This is a genomic window from Kineococcus sp. NBC_00420, assembly GCF_036021035.1.
GTDB lineage: Bacteria > Actinomycetota > Actinomycetes > Actinomycetales > Kineococcaceae > Kineococcus.
This window is the reverse complement of the sequence record NZ_CP107930.1, coordinates 3,002,799-3,018,388: the sequence shown is the minus strand read 5'-3', so window position 1 is coordinate 3,018,388 and position 15,590 is coordinate 3,002,799. Positions and strand designations below refer to the sequence as shown.

The following is a 15,590-nucleotide window of genomic DNA, read 5'->3' as shown; positions in this document are numbered from 1 at the left end:
AGACCCTCGTGACCGTCGAAACCCGAACTCCGGCACTGCGCCGCGTCCTCAACCTGCGCTACCTGGTCGTGTTCGGGCTGGCGTACCTCGCACCCACCGTGGTGTTCGACCAGTTCGGCATCACGAGCGACCTGACCGGGGGGATGCAGACCCTGGCCGTGCTCATCACCACCGTCGCGATGTCCTTCACCGCGTACAGCTACAGCCTCATGGTGCGTGCCCACCCGGTCGCGGGCTCGGCGTACACGTACGTGCAGAGGTCGGTGAACCCCTGGTTGGGGTTCTTCACCGGCTGGGTGATGCTGCTCGACTACCTGTTGCTCCCGATGATCTGCTACCTGCTCCTGGGCACCTACCTCAACGCCTTCGTGCCGGGGGTTCCCGTCGCGCTCTGGGTCGTCGCGGGTGCGGTCTTCGTCGCGGTGTTCAACGTCATCGGGGTGCGCGCCGCCGGTCGCATCAACATCGCCGTCGTCGTCGCGCAGGTCGTCTTCAGCGCGGTGTTCGCGATCGTGCTCGTCGTCGTCATCCTCCGGGCCCAGGGAACGACCGGACTGATCGACACCCACGCTCTCGTGAACCCCGACACCTTCGACACCGGAAACGTCCTGCGGGGAGCGTCCGTCCTCGCCGTGTCCTTCCTGGGTTTCGACGCGGTCTCCACCTTCGCGGAGGAAACGGTGGAACCCAGGAAGACGGTGCCGCGAGCGGTGATGATCGTGTGCGTCGGAGGCGGCGCCGGGTTCGCGGTCATGGCCTACCTCCTGCAGACGGCCTGGCCCACGTCCGTCAGCGACATGGTGGACCCGAACGTCGGCATCCTGGAACTGATCGCGCACACCGGGACGTCCTGGATCGAGGTCCCTTTCCTCGTCGTCGACAACGTGTCCACCATCGTCTGCGCGATGGCTGCGGTGGCGGCCGTCTCCCGGGTCCTGCTCGGGATGGGCCGGGACGACGTGCTGCCGCGTCGGTTCTTCGGGCGGGTCGACGCACGCTTCCAGACCCCGGTGCGCAACATCCTCGCCACGTCGGTCATCTCGTTGTCAGCCATCTTCTACGCGGACGACCTGCTGGGGGCGGCCTCGCTCGTGAGCTTCGGCGCCATCACCGGGTTCGTGCTGGTCAACTACGCCGCGATCAACCACTACTTCGTCAGGGGCGGACGCCGCCACGGTGCGGACGTCCTGAAGTTCCTGGTGCTCCCGGGTCTCGGCGTGCTGGTGACGGTCGTCCTGTGGGTGGGCATCGACGCGCACGCGAAGGAACTGGGACTCGTCTGGCTGGGGCTGGGTCTCGTCTACATCGGGGTGAAGACCCGGGGGTTCCGCCGACCGCCCGCACCGTTGGCACTGCAGGACGCCGACTGAACCGCACGACGACCTGAACCGCACGACGACCGACCGCGACGAACCGACTGGACGTGCTGCTGTGAGTCTCGACCTTCGAACGCCCGCCCGACACCGCACCGTGTGGGAACGGTCCGCCCCGGACCCGGCGCTCGTCCACCGGGCCCTGGCCGGCACCGAACTCGCGGCGTACTGGCTCCAGGACGCCCCGGCGGGACCGACCCCGGAACAACTGACCAGCGCGACGACGGCCGACCTGGTCGTGGTCGGCGGTGGGTACCTGGGGTTGTGGACGGCGGTGCTGGCCAAGCGGCGCGACCCCGCGCGCAGCGTCGTCCTGCTGGAGTCCGAGACCGTGGGGTGGGCGGCTTCCGGCCGCAACGGGGGCTTCTGCGAGGCGAGCATCACCCACGGGGACGAGAACGGGCGCACCCGCTGGCCCCGCGACCAGGAGGTGCTGCGGCGTCTCGGGCGGCAGAACCTGGACGCGTTCGCGCGGGACGTCGACGAGCTGGAGGTGGACTGCCAGTTCGAGCGGACGGGCAGTCTGACCGTCGCCGTCGAACCGCACCAGGTTCCCTGGCTGGCCGACGGGTCCACCTCGCCGAGCGACCTCCTGGACGCGGCCGCGGTCCGCGCCGAGGTGGACTCCCCCGTCGTGCTCGGCGCACGGTGGGACCGCCACGACGTCGCGCTGCTGCACCCCGCACGGCTGGCCCGGGAGCTGGCCCGGGTGGCCCGGGACCTCGGGGTGGAGGTCTTCGAGCACTCCCCCGTCACCGAGGTCGTCGAGGACAAGAAACCCAGCGGTGGCCGCCTGACGGTCCGCACGGCCCGGGCCGGCATCAGCGCGGCCCACGTCGTGCTGGCCACCGGCGTCTTCCCCAGCCTGTTGCGGCGTGACCGTCTCCGGACGGTCCCCGTGTACGACTACGTGCTGATGACCGAACCGCTCACGAGCGCCCAGAAGGCGTCCGTGGGCTGGGCCCACCGCCAGGGGATCACCGATCTCGCCAACCAGTTCCACTACGTCCGGCTCTCGGCCGACGACCGCATCCTCTTCGGCGGCTACGACGCGGTCCACCACGCCGGGGGCGCGGTCCGCTCCCGCTACGAGGACAACCGCGCCTCCTACGAGCGGCTCGCGAGCCACTTCTTCACGATGTTCCCCCAGCTCGAGGACGTGCGCTTCAGCCACCGCTGGGGCGGAGCCATCGACACGTGCACGCGGTTCACGGCCTACTACGGGACGGCGAAGGCGGGTCGGCTGGCCTACGCCCGGGGTTTCACCGGCCTCGGTGTCGGGAGCACCCGCTTCGCCGCCGAGGTGCTGCTGGACCTCATCGCCGGCGCCCCGACGGAACGGACCGAGCTGGAGATGGTGCGACGCAAGCCGTTGCCGTTCCCCCCGGAACCGGTGGCCGCGCTGGGCGTGGCCATGACCCGCGCGGCCCTCGACCGCGCCGACCACCGGCAGGGGCACCGCGGTCTCTTCCTGCGGGGTCTCGACGCCGCCGGTCTCGGGTTCGACTCCTGACGCGCCCCCGACCGGTCACGCCCGCACGAACGCGTCCTTCCCGGCCGCCCGCGCCGCCACCAGCTGCCCGGCCGCCACCAGCACGAGCACCACCAGCGGCACCGTCCACGAACCGCTCGCCACGTGCAGCGCCCCGATGAGCACCGGTCCGACCGCGGCCGCGAGGTAGCCGACGCCCTGCGCCATCCCGGACAACGCGACCGCCGTGGCCCCGTCCGCCGCCCGCGCCGAGACGCTCGCGAGCGCCAGCACGACGGCCCCACCCATCCCGAGCCCGGCGACGACGACGGCGACGACGGCCGCGTCGGGGACGAGCAGGAGGAGGAGCAGGCCGGTCATCGTGAACGTCGTGGCCCCCATCGCCGCGCGCCGGGTGCGCACGACGGTGCGACCCGCGACGACGGGGACGAGGAGGCTGCCGACCACTCCGGCGACCTGCATCACCGACAGCAGCACGCCGGCGGCGGCGCGGTCGGTCCCGGAGCGGTCGTGGACCATCGTCGCCAGCCACGCCAGCATCACGTAGAAGATCACCGACTGGGCGGCCATGAACGCGGTGACCGCCCAGGCCAGTCCCGAACCCCAGGGCGCGCGAGGTCGCGGTCCTCCGGTCGCCGGGCCGGAACCGCGGCGGACCAGGGGCAGCCACAGCACGACGCAGACGAGGGCGGGTGCGGCCCACACGACCAGCGCGCTGCGCCAGCCGCCGGCGAGGTGCTCCGACAGCGGCACGGCGACGCCGGAGGAGACGCTGGCGACGACCTGCATGAGGACGACGTAGGTGCTGGTGAGCAGGGGGATCCGGGCGGGGAACTCGGCGCGGATGAGCGCGGGCATGAGCACGTTGGCGACGCCGATGGCGACCCCGAGGACGGCCGTCCCGGCGAAGAGGGGCACGACGCCCGGGACCCAGCGCAGCAGGGACCCGGCGACCAGCAGGAACAGCGCGAGGACCAGGGTGAGCCGGGTCCCGAGGCGGGCGGCGACCCGCGGGACGACGAGCGAGCTCGCGGCGAAGGCCAGCAGCGGCAGCGACGTCAGCGCCCCGGCGAGCGTCGCGGACAGGGCGAGGTCGTCGGAGACGATCGGGAGCACGGACCCGACCCCGGTGATGGGGGCGCGCATGGCGCAGGCGACCAGCAGCAGCCCCACGAGGAGGACGACGGTGGTGCCACGGGTGGTCGGGGCGGTCGGGGCGGCGGCGGTCTCGGGTGTGCGCATGACCCTGGCATCGTCGCGCACGGGTGGTTCGGTCGGGACACCGGTCAGGAGCGGCGGGACTCCCGCCGCAGGTAGACCAGGCCCAGGACCGGCAGCACGAGCGGGACGAAGCCGTAGCCACGGCCGTAGCCGGACCAGACGGTGGAGTCGGGGAAGGCGGCCGCGTCGGCGAGGCTGAGGGTCCCCACGGTCAGGACGCCGAGCAGTTCGACGCTGCAGGCCACCCAGGCGGCGCGACGCCAGCCGTGGCCCGTGCGGCCCAGCCCGAGCGTCGCGACGACGTAGACGACCCCGGCGAAGGCGGACAGCACGTACGCGAGCGGGGCCTCGTGGAACTGCGTCGCGATCTGGACGCCGGCGCGGGAGACCGCGGCGATGGCGAAGACGCCGTAGAGGGCGACCAGGACGCGTCCCAGCCCCGTCGTCCGGCGGGGTTCGGGTCGCCCGCTCACCGGGTCACTGCTCACTGGGTCACTCCGAACAGCAGGTAGGCGCGGTAGGCGATGACGACGACGGCGAAGCAGGCGACGACGAGCACGAGCGTGCTGGGTCGTGACCGGTCCGCGAGCGCCCAGAACGTCCCCGCCGGCAGCACGAACGGCGACACGACGAGGTAGGCGATCGTGGTGGCGAGCTCGACGGGACGCGGTCCGGTGACGAGGTCGACGACCCCGTCGACCACGAGGGCGAGGACACCGAGCTCGAGGACCGCCAGGCCGACGAGCAGCGCGCGGCCGACCCGGCGGTCCCGGGCGACGACGACGACCGCCCAGGCACCCACGACGAGGGCGAGCAGGCAGACCACCGCGACGAGGATCCCGGACACGGGGGTGAACTCTACGGTCATCGGGAAGACGGACTCCGGTCCGGTTGTTGAGCCGGTACGTGGACCTCTTCTCCCCCGTCGCCCTGGGCGACCTCCAGCTGCCCAACCGCCTCGTCATGGCCCCGCTGACCCGGACCCGCTCCGGTGCCGAGGGTGTCCCCGGACCCCTCGTCGCCGAGCACTACGGCCAGCGCGCGAGCACCGGCCTCATCGTCACCGAAGGCACCTACCCCAGCCGCGAGTCGCGGTCCTACCCCGGCCAGCCCGGGATCGTCACCGACGAGCAGCAGGAAGGCTGGCGCGGTGTCGCCGAGGCGGTGCACGCCCGCGGCGGCCGTCTCGTGATGCAGGTCATGCACGGTGGCCGCGTCACGCACACCGACATCACCGGCACCGAGCGGATCGTCGGGCCGAGCGCCATCGCGATCCAGGGCGAGACCCACACCGCGACCGGCAAGGTCGCCTACCCGGTCCCGCACGAGCTGACGACGTCCGAGATCGCCGACGTCGTCACCGACTTCGTCACCGCGTCGCGTCGCGCCGTCGACGCCGGGCTGGACGGGGTCGAGATCCACTCCGCGAACGGCTACCTGCTGCACCAGTTCCTGGCGCCGGGGTCGAACCACCGCACCGACTCCTACGGCGGTTCCCCGGAGAACCGTGCGCGCCTCTCGATCGAGGTCGCGACGGCCGTGGCCGCCGAGATCGGCGCCGGCCGCGTGGGCATCCGCATCTCCCCCGCGCACAACATCCAGGACGCGCTCGAGACCGACCCCGCCGACGTCGAGGCCACCTACGCCGCGCTGGTCGAGGGCCTGGCTCCGCTGGGTCTGGCCTACCTGAGCGTCCTGCACGCCGACCCGACGGGCGACCTCGTCCAGGGCCTGCGCAAGCGCTTCGAGGGCCCGCTCATGCTGAACACCGGTTTCGCCGCCGTGACCACCCGCGAGGAGGCCACGGGCCTCGTCGCCGACGGTGTCGCGGACGTCGTCGCCGTGGGCCGCGCCGTGATGGCGAACCCGGACCTGCTGGCGCGCTGGCAGGGGGGTCACCCCGAGAACGAGCTCGACCCGACCACGAGCTACGGCTCGGGCGCCGAGGGCTACACGGACTACCCCTTCCTGGCCTGACCTCCCGACGTGGCGGCGAGGTCGGCGCAGGCGCGCAGGGAGTCCTTCTCCTGCAGCGCCTCGGCCGCCTCGTCGCCCGTCAGCGGGACGGGGACCCCGGAACGGATGGTGGCGGGCGTCCACGCCGCGGCGGAGACCCCGCCCGTTCCGGGCAGCGTCAGCTTCAGGACGCCGGAGTCGACCGTCCCGGGGCGCTCGGCGTAGAACACGAAGTTCCCGAGGCCGTAGTCGACGAAACCCGTCCGGTCCCCGGCGGTCAGGAAACCCTGCCCGAGCTGGATGTGCGCGTGCGATCCGACGACGGCGTCGGCGCCCGCGGCGACGAGTTCCCGGGCGATCCGGCGCTGGTCGTCGGTGGGGCACCCGGCGAGTTCCCTGCCGTAGTGCAGGACGACGACGATCGAGTCGCTGCGTCCGCGTTCGGCCTTCACCGCGGCGACGAGCCGCGCCCGCCCGGAGTCCGTCTGCACGGAGGCCAGTCCGGGTTTCTCCGCGGTCGCGGTCCACGCCGTCGCGAGCGAGGTGTCGAGGACCTGGGTGGCGTCGAACACGGCGAGGCGGTTGTCGCGGACGGTCGTGCGGTACGGCGCGAACGCCGCGCCGACGTCCGTCCCCAGCCCGATGATCGGCAGTCCCTGCGCCTTCCCCGCGGCGAGGGTGTCCTGCAGACCGGTCCGGCCGTAGTCGAGGCTGTGGTTGTTGGCCATCGCCGCGACGTCGACCCCGACCGCCTTCAACGCGCCGAGCCCGGACGCCGGCGCGCGGAACGTGTACTTCTTGCCCGCGGGGTCCCCGCGGTCGGTGATCGCGGTCTCGACGTTGACCACGGTGACGTCGGCGTCGCCGAGCACCCCCGCGACCGCCTCCAGCCCGCCGGGTCCGAGGGCCGCGGCGCTGGAGCCGGCGAAGTGGACGTCGCCGGCGACGTTCACGGTGATGGGTTGCGGCGCGGGTGCTTCGGGCTCCCCGGAGCACCCGGCGAGGAGCAGCAGGGCCACGACCGCGAGAACCCCTGAGCGCACCGGGCCACAGTAGGGGCGGAACCGGAGGTTATGGTCACGACGTGCCGGAGCTGCCCGAGGTCGAGTCCGCCCGCAAGGTCATCGAGGAGAGCGGTCTGGACCGCCGGATCGCCGACGTCGACGACCGCGACACCTACGAGTGCCGCCCGCACGCACCGGGCGACCTGCGCAAGGCCCTGCTGGGCCGGACCCTGACCGCGGCCCACCGGCGCGGGAAGTCCATGTGGTGCGACTCCTCCGAGGACGGTCCGTCGCTCGGGATCCACCTGGGCATGAGCGGACGCATCTTCATCAGCCCGCCCGGCGGCGAGGGAGACCTGGCGGTCGGCGGCGACTACGCCGGGCCGCGGCCGCAGTCGACCGCGGTCAAGGACGAGTGGTACCGCTTCACCCTGGACTTCGAGGACGGCGGGCAGTTGCGCCTCTTCGACAAGCGCCGCCTGGGCCGGGTCCGGCTCGATCCCGACCTGGCCGCGCTGGGCCCGGACGCCGAGGAGATCGGGCGCGAGGAGTTCCGCGAACGCGTCGGCCGCGGAACCGCTCCGTTGAAGGCGCGGTTGCTGGACCAGTCGGTGCTGGCGGGGATCGGGAACCTGCTGGCCGACGAGGTGCTGTGGCGCAGCCGGATGTCCCCGCGCAGGCCGGCCGGGGAACTGCGCACCGAGGAGCTCGACGAACTCCGCCGGGAACTGCGCGCCGGGATCCGGCACGCCGTCAAGCACGGCGGCGTCCACACCGGCGAGGTGATCCCGCACCGCACGAACGGAGGGCACTGCCCCCGCTGCGGCGCCGAGATGGTGCGCGCGACGGTCGGGGGCCGCACGACGTGGTGGTGCTCGGCAGAACAGGCCTGACCCCGCTCCCGACCGCCGATCGCGTCGGAGCGCCACCGCGGGGTCAGCCCTGCCGCGCCTTCCAGCGCGGGTTCCTCTTGTTGATGACGTAGGTCTTCCCGTGACGACGCACGACGATGGATCCCTCCTTCTGCTTCAGGCTCTTCAACGATGCGCGTACCTTCACGACGTCGCTCCCCTCACCAGCTGGACTTCGTGACGCCGGGTAGCTCCCCGGCGTGGGCCATGTCGCGGAACGTGATGCGCGACAGCCCGAACGTGCGCAGGACGCCACGCGGGCGCCCATCGGTGACGTCGCGGTTGCGGACCCGGGTGGGGCTGGCGTCGCGCGGGAGCTTCTGCAGGGCCAGCTGGGCCGCGACCCGTTCCCGGCTGGTCGCGTGCGGGTCGACGGCGGCCTGCTTGAGTTCGGCCCGGCGCGCGGCGTACCGGGCGACGACGTCCTTGCGCTGCTCGTTCTTGGCGATCTTGCTCTCCTTGGCCACGGTTCAGCGCTCCTCGCGGAAGTCGACGTGCCGGCGCAGGACGGGGTCGTACTTGCGGACGACCATGCGGTCGGGGTCGTTCCGGCGGTTCTTGCGCGTGACGTAGGTGTAGCCCGTCCCACCCGTGGAGCGGAGTTCGATGACAGGACGCACGTCCTGGGACCTGGCCATCAGAACTTCTCCCCTCGGGCTCGCAGTTGCGCGACGACGGACTCGATGCCGCGCTTGTCGACGGTCTTGATGCCGCGCGCGGAAACGGTCAGCGTCACGGTGCGCCCCAGGGAGGGGACGAACCACTTCTTGCGCTGGACGTTCGGGTCGAACCGGCGGCTGGTTCGCCGGTGCGAGTGCGAGACGGACTTGCCGAACCCCGGAACAGCTCCGGTGACCTGGCAGTGAGCGGACACGTGGGCTCCCTGGTCGTGGTGAACGGGTTTGGGTCCTACTGTTGAGAACGTATCTCATCTACAGGAGGAACTGTGAAACCACACCTGCATCCCGTCTACGGCCCGGTCGTCTTCCGCGACAAGGCCGCGGGCACGGCGTTCCTGTCGAACTCCACCCTCGCCGCGCGCCGAGACCTGCCGACCGCGGAGTGGGAGGACGGACGCACCTACCCCGTGTTCGACGTCGACGTGTCGGCGGCGAGCCACCCGTTCTGGACCGGGAGCGCCCGCGTGCTGGACACCGAGGGCCGGGTGGAGAAGTTCCGCCGCCGCTACGCGCGCGACTGACCCTCCCCTCACGGCCGGGCACCCGCCGGCTGCACCGCGGCGATGCGGCGGTGCAGCGCGGCGGGGACCGCGGCCAGTTCCGCCACCGGACCCGCGATCCAGTCCAGGGCCGCGGCGGTCTCGTGGGCGGTGAGGTCGCGGAACCACGTCAGGCACCCCGGGCGCGGTGCGGTCCAGGCGAACTCCACCCCGACGGCCAGGCAGGCGCGGGCCGGTGTCGCCACCCCCGGGTCCAGGGCGACCAGGACGAGGTTTCGCGAGTTGCGGACGACGGCGCGCGCCCGGTGCAGCAGGCCGGGTTCCCCGGCGGGGACGAGCACCCAACCCCGGAGCGCGGGGACGGGCGGCGGGGTCGTCGGCGTGGTGAACGGTTCAGCGGACGGGCGGGCTGCGGGACGGGGCACGTCTCCTCCAGGGTTCGGCGGCTGGTAGCGTCACCCTAAACGAGAACTGTTCTCATGTGGAGGTGTCCGTGTCGTCCGTCCTGCCGATCACCGTCGTGACCTCGATCCACCCGCTGCAGCGCGACCTGGTGACGAGCACCGTCTTCTGCGACGTCCCCGGCGCCCGTCGTCCTGCGCTACGACCTCGGGGCCGAGGACCTGCGGCGCGTCGTGAGCGACTTCGGCGGCGTGGTGGAGGACGTCGTGGTCCCGCTCGAGCACGCCTGCCTGGGCTGCGCCCAGCGCGAGGACCTCCTGCCGACGGTGGCGGCCATCGCGGCCACCGGCCGCTGGTCCGCCCTCGTGCTGGCCCTGCCGGTCGGTGCCGACCCCACCCCGGTCCTGGCCGCGCTGTGCACGCAGGACGACCTGCGCGACGCCGTCGCCGTGCGCGGGGTCGTGGCCGCCGTCGAGGCCGCCGGCCTCGTCGAGGACCTCCTCGGCGACGCGCTGCTGTCCGAACGCGGCACCGCCCTCGGCGAGGACGACGAACGCGCCGTCGGCGAGGCCCTGGCCCGACAGCTCGACGAAGCGGACCTGGTGCTGACCGACGGCACCGCCGACGGGCGCGCACGCACCCTGCTGGCCCACCTGTGCGGCCCGGGGGTACCGGTGCTGCCCCTGGAAGGCACCGGCGGCGCGCAGCTCGTCGACGTCGCGGGCGGGACGCACCGCAGCGGCGCCCGCGCCGACCTGCTGACCGTGCGCCGCCCCCCGGTCGAGGACACCTGCGGGGTCTGGACCGTGGAACTCACCTCCGACCGCACGCTGCACCCGGGCCGGCTGCTGGAACGGATCGAGGACCTCGGCGCCGGGCGCCTGCGCGCCCGCGGCACCTTCCGCCTCACCACCCGGCCGGGCACGATCTGCGCGTGGGACGGCGCCGGAGGCCAGCTGAGCATCGGCGAGACCAGCACCTGGCGCCCCGGGGACCGCAGCACCCACCTCGTCGTCACCGGCACAGAACCCGGCGACAGGGACCGGGTGCGGGCCGCCTTCACCGACGTCCTGGCCACGGTGGCCGAAGAAGCCGGGGCGCAGGAGGCGGCGGCCCAGCAGGCCGCCGGTGCCCAGGGCGGCCCCCGGGAGGACGGGTTCGAGGCGTGGCTGGGCCCGCGAGAGCCCCACGTCCCGGCCCACCTCCTCACCGATCCGCTCGTGGTGGAATGAACGTCCGTCGTCTCAGGAGGTCATCCGTGCTGCCCATCGCCGCGCCCCTCGGGCGTCTCGCCCTCACCGCGGCCGCTTCGGCCGGGATCGTCAAGGCCCTCGGCGACGGCCGCGGCGGCGCGGCCCTGCGCCGCCTCGCCGTCAGCGGGACCAAGGCCGGCATCAAGGCCTCCCGCGCCGCCGAGACCGGGGTCGAGCGCCTGCGCCTGGGCACCGGCGACATCGTGGCCCAGGCCTACGACGAGCTCGGCGAGCAGGTCCCCGTACCGCCCACCCCGCAGGCGGGGCACGACCACCAGCACTGACCGGTTCCGGCTCACCGTCCCCCACCCCCCAGGAGGTGCGCACGTGTCCAGCCCCACCTGGAGCCCGGTCGAGTTGTCGCCGCTGAACGTCGTGGCCGTGGCTCCGGGTCGCCTGCGGCTGCAGGCGGACTGGTTGCGCCGCAGCCCAGCTCGTGCGGTCGCGGCCGAAGAAGCCCTCGACCGCCTCGACGGTGTCCGCCTGGCGCGGGCCTACCCCGTGACGGGCAACGTCGTCGTGCACTTCGACCCCGCGACCCTGCCCGTGGAGCAGATGGCGGCCGCGGTCGCCTCCAGCGCGCGGGTCGCGCACGACGCCGAGCCGTCCCGCACCCCGCGCTCGGCCGACGTCGGCAACGGTGAGGTGGCCCGCATCGCCGTCGGCGGTGCCGCACTGGCCCTGCTGGGCCTGCGCCGCTACGCCTTCGGTCGCCCGGCGTTGCTCGGCCCGACCTCCCGTCTCGTCGCGACGGGTGTGACGATCTTCTCCGGCTACCCCTTCCTCAAGGGGGCCTTCGGTTCCCTCGTCGGGAAGCGGAGCGCGGGCACCGACGCGCTGGTCTCCGCCGCCACGGTCGCGAGCCTGTTGCTGCGCGAGAACGTCGTGGCCCTCACCGTGCTCTGGTTGCTCAACATCGGGGAGTACCTGCAGGACCTCACGCTGCGCCGCACCCGGCGGGCCATCGCAGACCTGCTGCAGGGCAGCGAGACCACCGCGTGGGTGCGGCGGAACACCCGGGACAGCAGCGGCGCCGAGGAGGTCGTCGAGCAGCGCGTGGACCTCGCCGAACTGCGGGTCGGCGACCTCGTCGTCGTCCACGACCAGTCCACCGTGCCCGTCGACGGCCTGGTCGTCGACGGCGAGGCCGTCGTGGACCAGGCCGCGCTGACGGGGGAGAACCTCCCCGTCCAGCGCGCCGTCGGTGACCCCGTGCTGGCCGGCAGCGTCAACCTGCGCGGGCGTCTCGTCGTCCGGGCCACCGCGACGGGTTCGGACACCGCGGTGGGACGGATCATCGCCCGCGTCGAGGACGCCCAGGCCGACCGTGCCCCCGTGCAGACCGTGGGCGACGCGTTCAGCCGCAAGTTCGTCCCCGCCTCCTTCGGGCTGGCCCTGGCGACGTTGGTGTTCACCCGTGACGTGCGGCGGGCCATGACGATGCTGCTCATCGCCTGCCCCTGCGCGGTCGGACTGGCCACGCCGACGGCCATCAGCGCGGCCATCGGCAACGGGGCCCGGCGCGGGATCCTCGTCAAGGGCGGTTCGCACCTGGAAGCCGCGGGTCGTGTCGACGCGTTCGTCTTCGACAAGACCGGGACCCTGACCGTCGGCCGTCCCGTCGTGACGAACGTGTTGTCCTTCCGCGAGGACTGGACCCCTGAGCAGGTCCTCTCCGAGGCCGCGAACTCCGAGGTGCACTCCAGGCACCCGCTGGCCCAGGCCGTCATCCGCTCCACCGAGGAACGTCACCTGCTCATCCCCACCCACGAGGAGTGCGAGGTCATCCTCGGTCTGGGGATGCGCGTGCAGGCCAACGGCCGGGTCCTGCTCGTGGGATCGCCGGGGTTGATGCGCCGCGAGGGCGTGAGCGTCGACGAGCACGCCACCGACTGGGTGGACCGGTTGCAGCGGGCCGCCGAGACCCCGCTGCTGCTGGCCGTGGACGGAGTCCTCACGGGGTTGGTGAGTCTGCGTGACGAGGTCCGCCCGGAGGCGTACGAGGTGCTGGACACCCTGCGTCGCAGCGGGGTCCAGCGGATCGTCATGCTCACCGGCGACAACCCCGACACCGCCGCCGCCGTCGCCGCAGAACTCGGCATCACCGAGTTCCGCGCGGAAACGATGCCGGAGGACAAGCAGGACGTCGTGCGGGCCCTGCAGGCCGAGGGCTTCACCGTCGCCGTGGTGGGTGACGGCACGAACGACGCCCCGGCGCTGGCCCTGGCCGATCTCGGGATCGCGATGGGCCTGTCCGGCACCGACGTCGCCGTCGAGACCGCCGACGCCGCGCTCGTCGGCGACGACCTGCGCCGGTTGCTGCAGTTGCGGGACCTGGGGGACCGGACCCTGGGTCTGATCAAGCAGAACTACGGTGCCTCGATCGCCGTGAACGGCCTGGGGCTGGCGCTCGGTGCCGCGGGGGCGCTGTCGCCCGTGGTGGCGGCCATCGCGCACAACGCGTCCTCGGTCTTCGTGGCCGTCAACTCCGCACGGCTGATCCGCTACCAGGTTCCCGTGCGCCGCCGGAGCGCAGCACGAGAACGGCCGTGACGGCGGTGAACGACGTCCCCGCCACCGCGGCGAGGTGAGGGGACGGGGCTCAGCGGCCGTGGAACCCCGCCCGCGACCTCTCGACGTGGGTCTCCATGCAGCGACTCGCCCGGGCCTCGTCACCCGCCGCGATGGCGGCGACGATCTGGCGGTGCTCGGTCCAGGCCCGCTTCCCCTGCTGCGGGACGGTCGTCGCGTAGGCCCACTGGATCCGCTCGGTCACCCGGCGCAGCACCATCGTCATGCTCGCCGCGCCCGAGGCCCGCGCGATGGTGGCGTGGAACTCGGCGTTCAGCCGGGCCCCCTCGGCGGCCCGTTCCTCGGCCAGCGCCGCGAAACCCGCCTCGACGACCTCCCCGAGTTCGGCGACGAGCCCGTCCGCGTCCCCCGCCGCGACCCGCCGCGCGCAGCGGGCCGCGGTGATCCCCTCGGCGACCCTGCGGACGGCGTAGAGGTCCGCGAGGTCGTCGACGGGCACGGCGGCGACCGTCGCGCCCGCGTTGGGGCGCAGGTCGAGGAAACCGTCGGCGGCCAGGGCCCGCACGGCTTCCCGCACCGGGACGCGGGAGGTCCCGTACCGCTGCGCCAGGAGGGTCTCGGTGAGGCGGGAACCCGGGGGCAGCGCGCCGCTGAGGACGTCCTGGCGCAGGGCCTCGGTGACCCGTTCCGCCGTGGCGCCCACCTCAGGCCGCGCGCCGGGGGGTGGCCCCGGGGATCGCCGTCAGGAGTTCGCGGGTGTACTCGTGCTGGGGGTGGTTGAACACGTCCTCGATCCTGCCCTGCTCGACGACCTCCCCGCGCCGCATGACCAGCACGTCGTGCGCGATGCTGCGCGCGACGGCGAGGTCGTGGGTGATGAACAGGTAGCTCACCCCGAGGTCGGCCTGCAACCGGCCCAGGAGTTCCAGCACCTGCTTCTGGACCAGGACGTCGAGGGCCGAGACGGCCTCGTCGCACACCACCAGCTTCGGGTTCAGCGCGAGCGCCCGGGCGATCGCGACCCGCTGCCGCTGCCCGCCGGAGAGTTCCGCCGGGCGTCGCTGGGCGAGGTCGCGGCCGAGGGCGACCTGGTCGAGCAGTTCCCCGACGCGTTCCCGGCGGGCCCGGGCGTCACCGACCGAGAACACCCGCAGCGGTTCGTCGATCAGCCGTTCGACGGTCATCGTCGGGTCCAGCGAACCGTAGGGGTCCTGGAACACGGGTTGCATGTCGCGGCGCCCGCCGTCGAGCGTCACCGTGCCCGACGTCGGTTCCTCCAGCCCCAGGACCATCCGCGCCGTCGTCGACTTCCCCGAGCCGGACTCCCCCACGACGGCCGTCGTGGTCCCGGCCCGCACCGAGAACGACACGTCGGACACCGCCCGCAACCGTTCGCGCCGGCCGCGGACCCGGTAGTCCTTGACGAGGTTCTCCACCCGCAGCACCTCCGCCGCACCCTCCGGCGCGGTGCGGGGTTCGGTGCGTCCCGGCACCGCGGCGACCAACCGCTGCGTGTACTCGTGCGCCGGGGAGCGCAGGACGCCCTGCGCCGCACCGGTCTCCACGACCCGGCCCGCCGACATCACCACGACCTCGTCGCAGCGGTCCGCGGCGAGGGCCAGGTCGTGGGTGATGAGCAGCAGCGAGGCACCCCGGGCCGCCGTGAGGCGTTCGAGGTGGTCGAGGATCTGGCGCTGGACCGTGACGTCGAGCGCGGACGTGGGTTCGTCGGCGATGAGGAGTTCCGGTTCCGCGGCCAGGGCCATCGCGATGAGGACGCGCTGGCGCATCCCGCCGGAGAACTCGTGCGGGTACTGCTTCGCCCGACGCCCGGCGTCGGGGATCCCGGCCTCCTCCAGCAGTTCCACCGCCCGCGTCCGCGCCGCCGCCCCGCGGGCCATCCCGTGGATGACCAGGGTCTCCGCGACCTGTCGCCCCACCCGCGCGGAGGGGTTCAGGTTCGACATCGGGTCCTGCGGGACGAGGCCGATCTGGCGTCCGCGCAGCCGGGCGGCGCGACGTTCGTCCCGGCCCTGCACGGCCGCGGTGACGTCCTCTCCGTCGAAGAGGACCCGCCCGGCGGTGATGCGGCCCCGACCCGGCAGCAGCCCGATCGCCGCGGCGGCCGTGGTCGACTTGCCCGACCCCGAGGCCCCCACCACCGCGACCCGCTGGCCCCGGCCGACGGTGAGGTCCACCCCGTGGACGACGGTGTTCGTGCCGTAGGCGACGTCGAGTCCTTCGATCCTCAGCAGCTCGTCCACCC

General features: G+C 73.2%; 19 protein-coding genes. 8 read left to right on the top strand and 11 right to left on the bottom strand.

The genetic code is table 11. The features are described 5' to 3' along the window. Positions 1–8 precede the first annotated feature (8 nt). A complete protein-coding gene (locus OG218_RS14805; RefSeq protein WP_328293993.1) occupies positions 9–1,370 on the top strand; it encodes an APC family permease in 1,362 nt (453 codons plus the stop codon). A gap of 61 nt (positions 1,371–1,431) precedes the next feature. Then, a complete protein-coding gene (locus OG218_RS14800) occupies positions 1,432–2,886 on the top strand; it encodes an NAD(P)/FAD-dependent oxidoreductase (RefSeq protein WP_328293992.1) in 1,455 nt (484 codons plus the stop codon). A gap of 15 nt (positions 2,887–2,901) precedes the next feature. On the opposite strand, the gene OG218_RS14795 is transcribed toward OG218_RS14800, so the two are convergent. The 3 genes from OG218_RS14795 to OG218_RS14785 are packed head-to-tail and all read right to left on the bottom strand — an operon-like array spanning position 2,902 to position 4,954. After that, complete coding sequence (locus OG218_RS14795) at positions 2,902–4,107, bottom strand: MFS transporter (protein WP_328293991.1); 1,206 nt, start codon at positions 4,105–4,107, stop codon at positions 2,902–2,904. Between the two features lie 44 nt (positions 4,108–4,151). Further along, positions 4,152–4,559, bottom strand: a complete 408-nt coding sequence (locus tag OG218_RS14790; RefSeq protein WP_328293990.1) for a hypothetical protein — start codon at positions 4,557–4,559, stop codon at positions 4,152–4,154. Between the two features lie 11 nt (positions 4,560–4,570). Further along, positions 4,571–4,954 (bottom strand): hypothetical protein, encoded by a 384-nt coding sequence (locus OG218_RS14785; protein ID WP_328293989.1) that lies wholly within the window; start codon positions 4,952–4,954, stop codon positions 4,571–4,573. A 38-nt stretch (positions 4,955–4,992) separates the two neighbouring features. Between OG218_RS14785 and OG218_RS14780 the strand changes: the two genes are divergently transcribed. Next, positions 4,993–6,063 carry an alkene reductase gene (locus tag OG218_RS14780; RefSeq protein ID WP_442906507.1) on the top strand — a complete coding sequence of 357 codons (1,071 nt, stop codon included), beginning with the start codon at positions 4,993–4,995 and terminating at the stop codon, positions 6,061–6,063. On the opposite strand, the gene OG218_RS14775 is transcribed toward OG218_RS14780, so the two are convergent. Then, the gene (locus OG218_RS14775; protein WP_328293987.1) at positions 6,045–7,085 is read right to left on the bottom strand and encodes a CapA family protein; all 1,041 of its coding nucleotides are present in this window, start codon (positions 7,083–7,085) and stop codon (positions 6,045–6,047) included. The genes OG218_RS14780 and OG218_RS14775 overlap by 19 nt on opposite strands. 41 nt (positions 7,086–7,126) lie before the next feature. Between OG218_RS14775 and OG218_RS14770 the strand changes: the two genes are divergently transcribed. After that, a complete protein-coding gene (locus OG218_RS14770; protein ID WP_328293986.1) occupies positions 7,127–7,939 on the top strand; it encodes an Fpg/Nei family DNA glycosylase in 813 nt (270 codons plus the stop codon). A gap of 43 nt (positions 7,940–7,982) precedes the next feature. Here the strand turns inward: OG218_RS14770 and ykgO are convergent, their stop codons facing one another. The 4 genes from ykgO to rpmB are packed head-to-tail and all read right to left on the bottom strand — an operon-like array spanning position 7,983 to position 8,831. Beyond that, positions 7,983–8,105: a type B 50S ribosomal protein L36 gene (gene ykgO / locus OG218_RS14765; protein ID WP_328293985.1), complete on the bottom strand. Its 123-nt coding sequence runs from the start codon at positions 8,103–8,105 to the stop codon at positions 7,983–7,985. Positions 8,106–8,118: 13 nt separating this feature from the next. After that, complete coding sequence (rpsN, locus tag OG218_RS14760) at positions 8,119–8,424, bottom strand: 30S ribosomal protein S14 (protein WP_328293984.1); 306 nt, start codon at positions 8,422–8,424, stop codon at positions 8,119–8,121. A gap of 3 nt (positions 8,425–8,427) precedes the next feature. Next, positions 8,428–8,595 (bottom strand): 50S ribosomal protein L33, encoded by a 168-nt coding sequence (gene rpmG, locus OG218_RS14755; RefSeq protein ID WP_328293983.1) that lies wholly within the window; start codon positions 8,593–8,595, stop codon positions 8,428–8,430. Then, entirely contained in the window at positions 8,595–8,831 is a 237-nt protein-coding gene (gene rpmB, locus OG218_RS14750) for a 50S ribosomal protein L28 (protein WP_328293982.1), read from the bottom strand. Before rpmB ends, rpmG begins: the two co-directional genes overlap by 1 nt. A 72-nt stretch (positions 8,832–8,903) precedes the next feature. Here rpmB and OG218_RS14745 point away from each other — a divergent pair, with 72 nt between their 5' ends. After that, positions 8,904–9,158, top strand: a complete 255-nt coding sequence (locus OG218_RS14745) for a type B 50S ribosomal protein L31 (protein ID WP_328293981.1) — start codon at positions 8,904–8,906, stop codon at positions 9,156–9,158. An 8-nt stretch (positions 9,159–9,166) separates the two neighbouring features. On the opposite strand, the gene OG218_RS14740 is transcribed toward OG218_RS14745, so the two are convergent. Then, positions 9,167–9,562 (bottom strand): hypothetical protein, encoded by a 396-nt coding sequence (locus OG218_RS14740; RefSeq protein ID WP_328293980.1) that lies wholly within the window; start codon positions 9,560–9,562, stop codon positions 9,167–9,169. Positions 9,563–9,772: 210 nt separating this feature from the next. Here OG218_RS14740 and OG218_RS14735 point away from each other — a divergent pair, with 210 nt between their 5' ends. The 3 genes from OG218_RS14735 to OG218_RS14725 all read left to right on the top strand — a co-directional run bounded on the left by OG218_RS14735 (position 9,773) and on the right by OG218_RS14725 (position 13,345). Continuing rightward, complete coding sequence (locus OG218_RS14735; protein WP_328293979.1) at positions 9,773–10,771, top strand: GTP-binding protein; 999 nt, start codon at positions 9,773–9,775, stop codon at positions 10,769–10,771. 26 nt (positions 10,772–10,797) lie between these two features. After that, positions 10,798–11,076 (top strand): DUF1490 family protein, encoded by a 279-nt coding sequence (locus OG218_RS14730; protein ID WP_328293978.1) that lies wholly within the window; start codon positions 10,798–10,800, stop codon positions 11,074–11,076. Between the two features lie 73 nt (positions 11,077–11,149). Continuing rightward, entirely contained in the window at positions 11,150–13,345 is a 2,196-nt protein-coding gene (locus tag OG218_RS14725; RefSeq protein ID WP_442906505.1) for a heavy metal translocating P-type ATPase, read from the top strand. A gap of 49 nt (positions 13,346–13,394) precedes the next feature. Here OG218_RS14725 and OG218_RS14720 read toward each other — a convergent pair whose 3' ends face one another. Continuing rightward, complete coding sequence (locus OG218_RS14720; RefSeq protein WP_328293976.1) at positions 13,395–14,027, bottom strand: GntR family transcriptional regulator; 633 nt, start codon at positions 14,025–14,027, stop codon at positions 13,395–13,397. A 1-nt stretch (position 14,028) separates the two neighbouring features. Then, a complete protein-coding gene (locus OG218_RS14715; protein ID WP_328293975.1) occupies positions 14,029–15,588 on the bottom strand; it encodes an ABC transporter ATP-binding protein in 1,560 nt (519 codons plus the stop codon). Between the last annotated feature and the right edge of the window lie 2 nt (positions 15,589–15,590).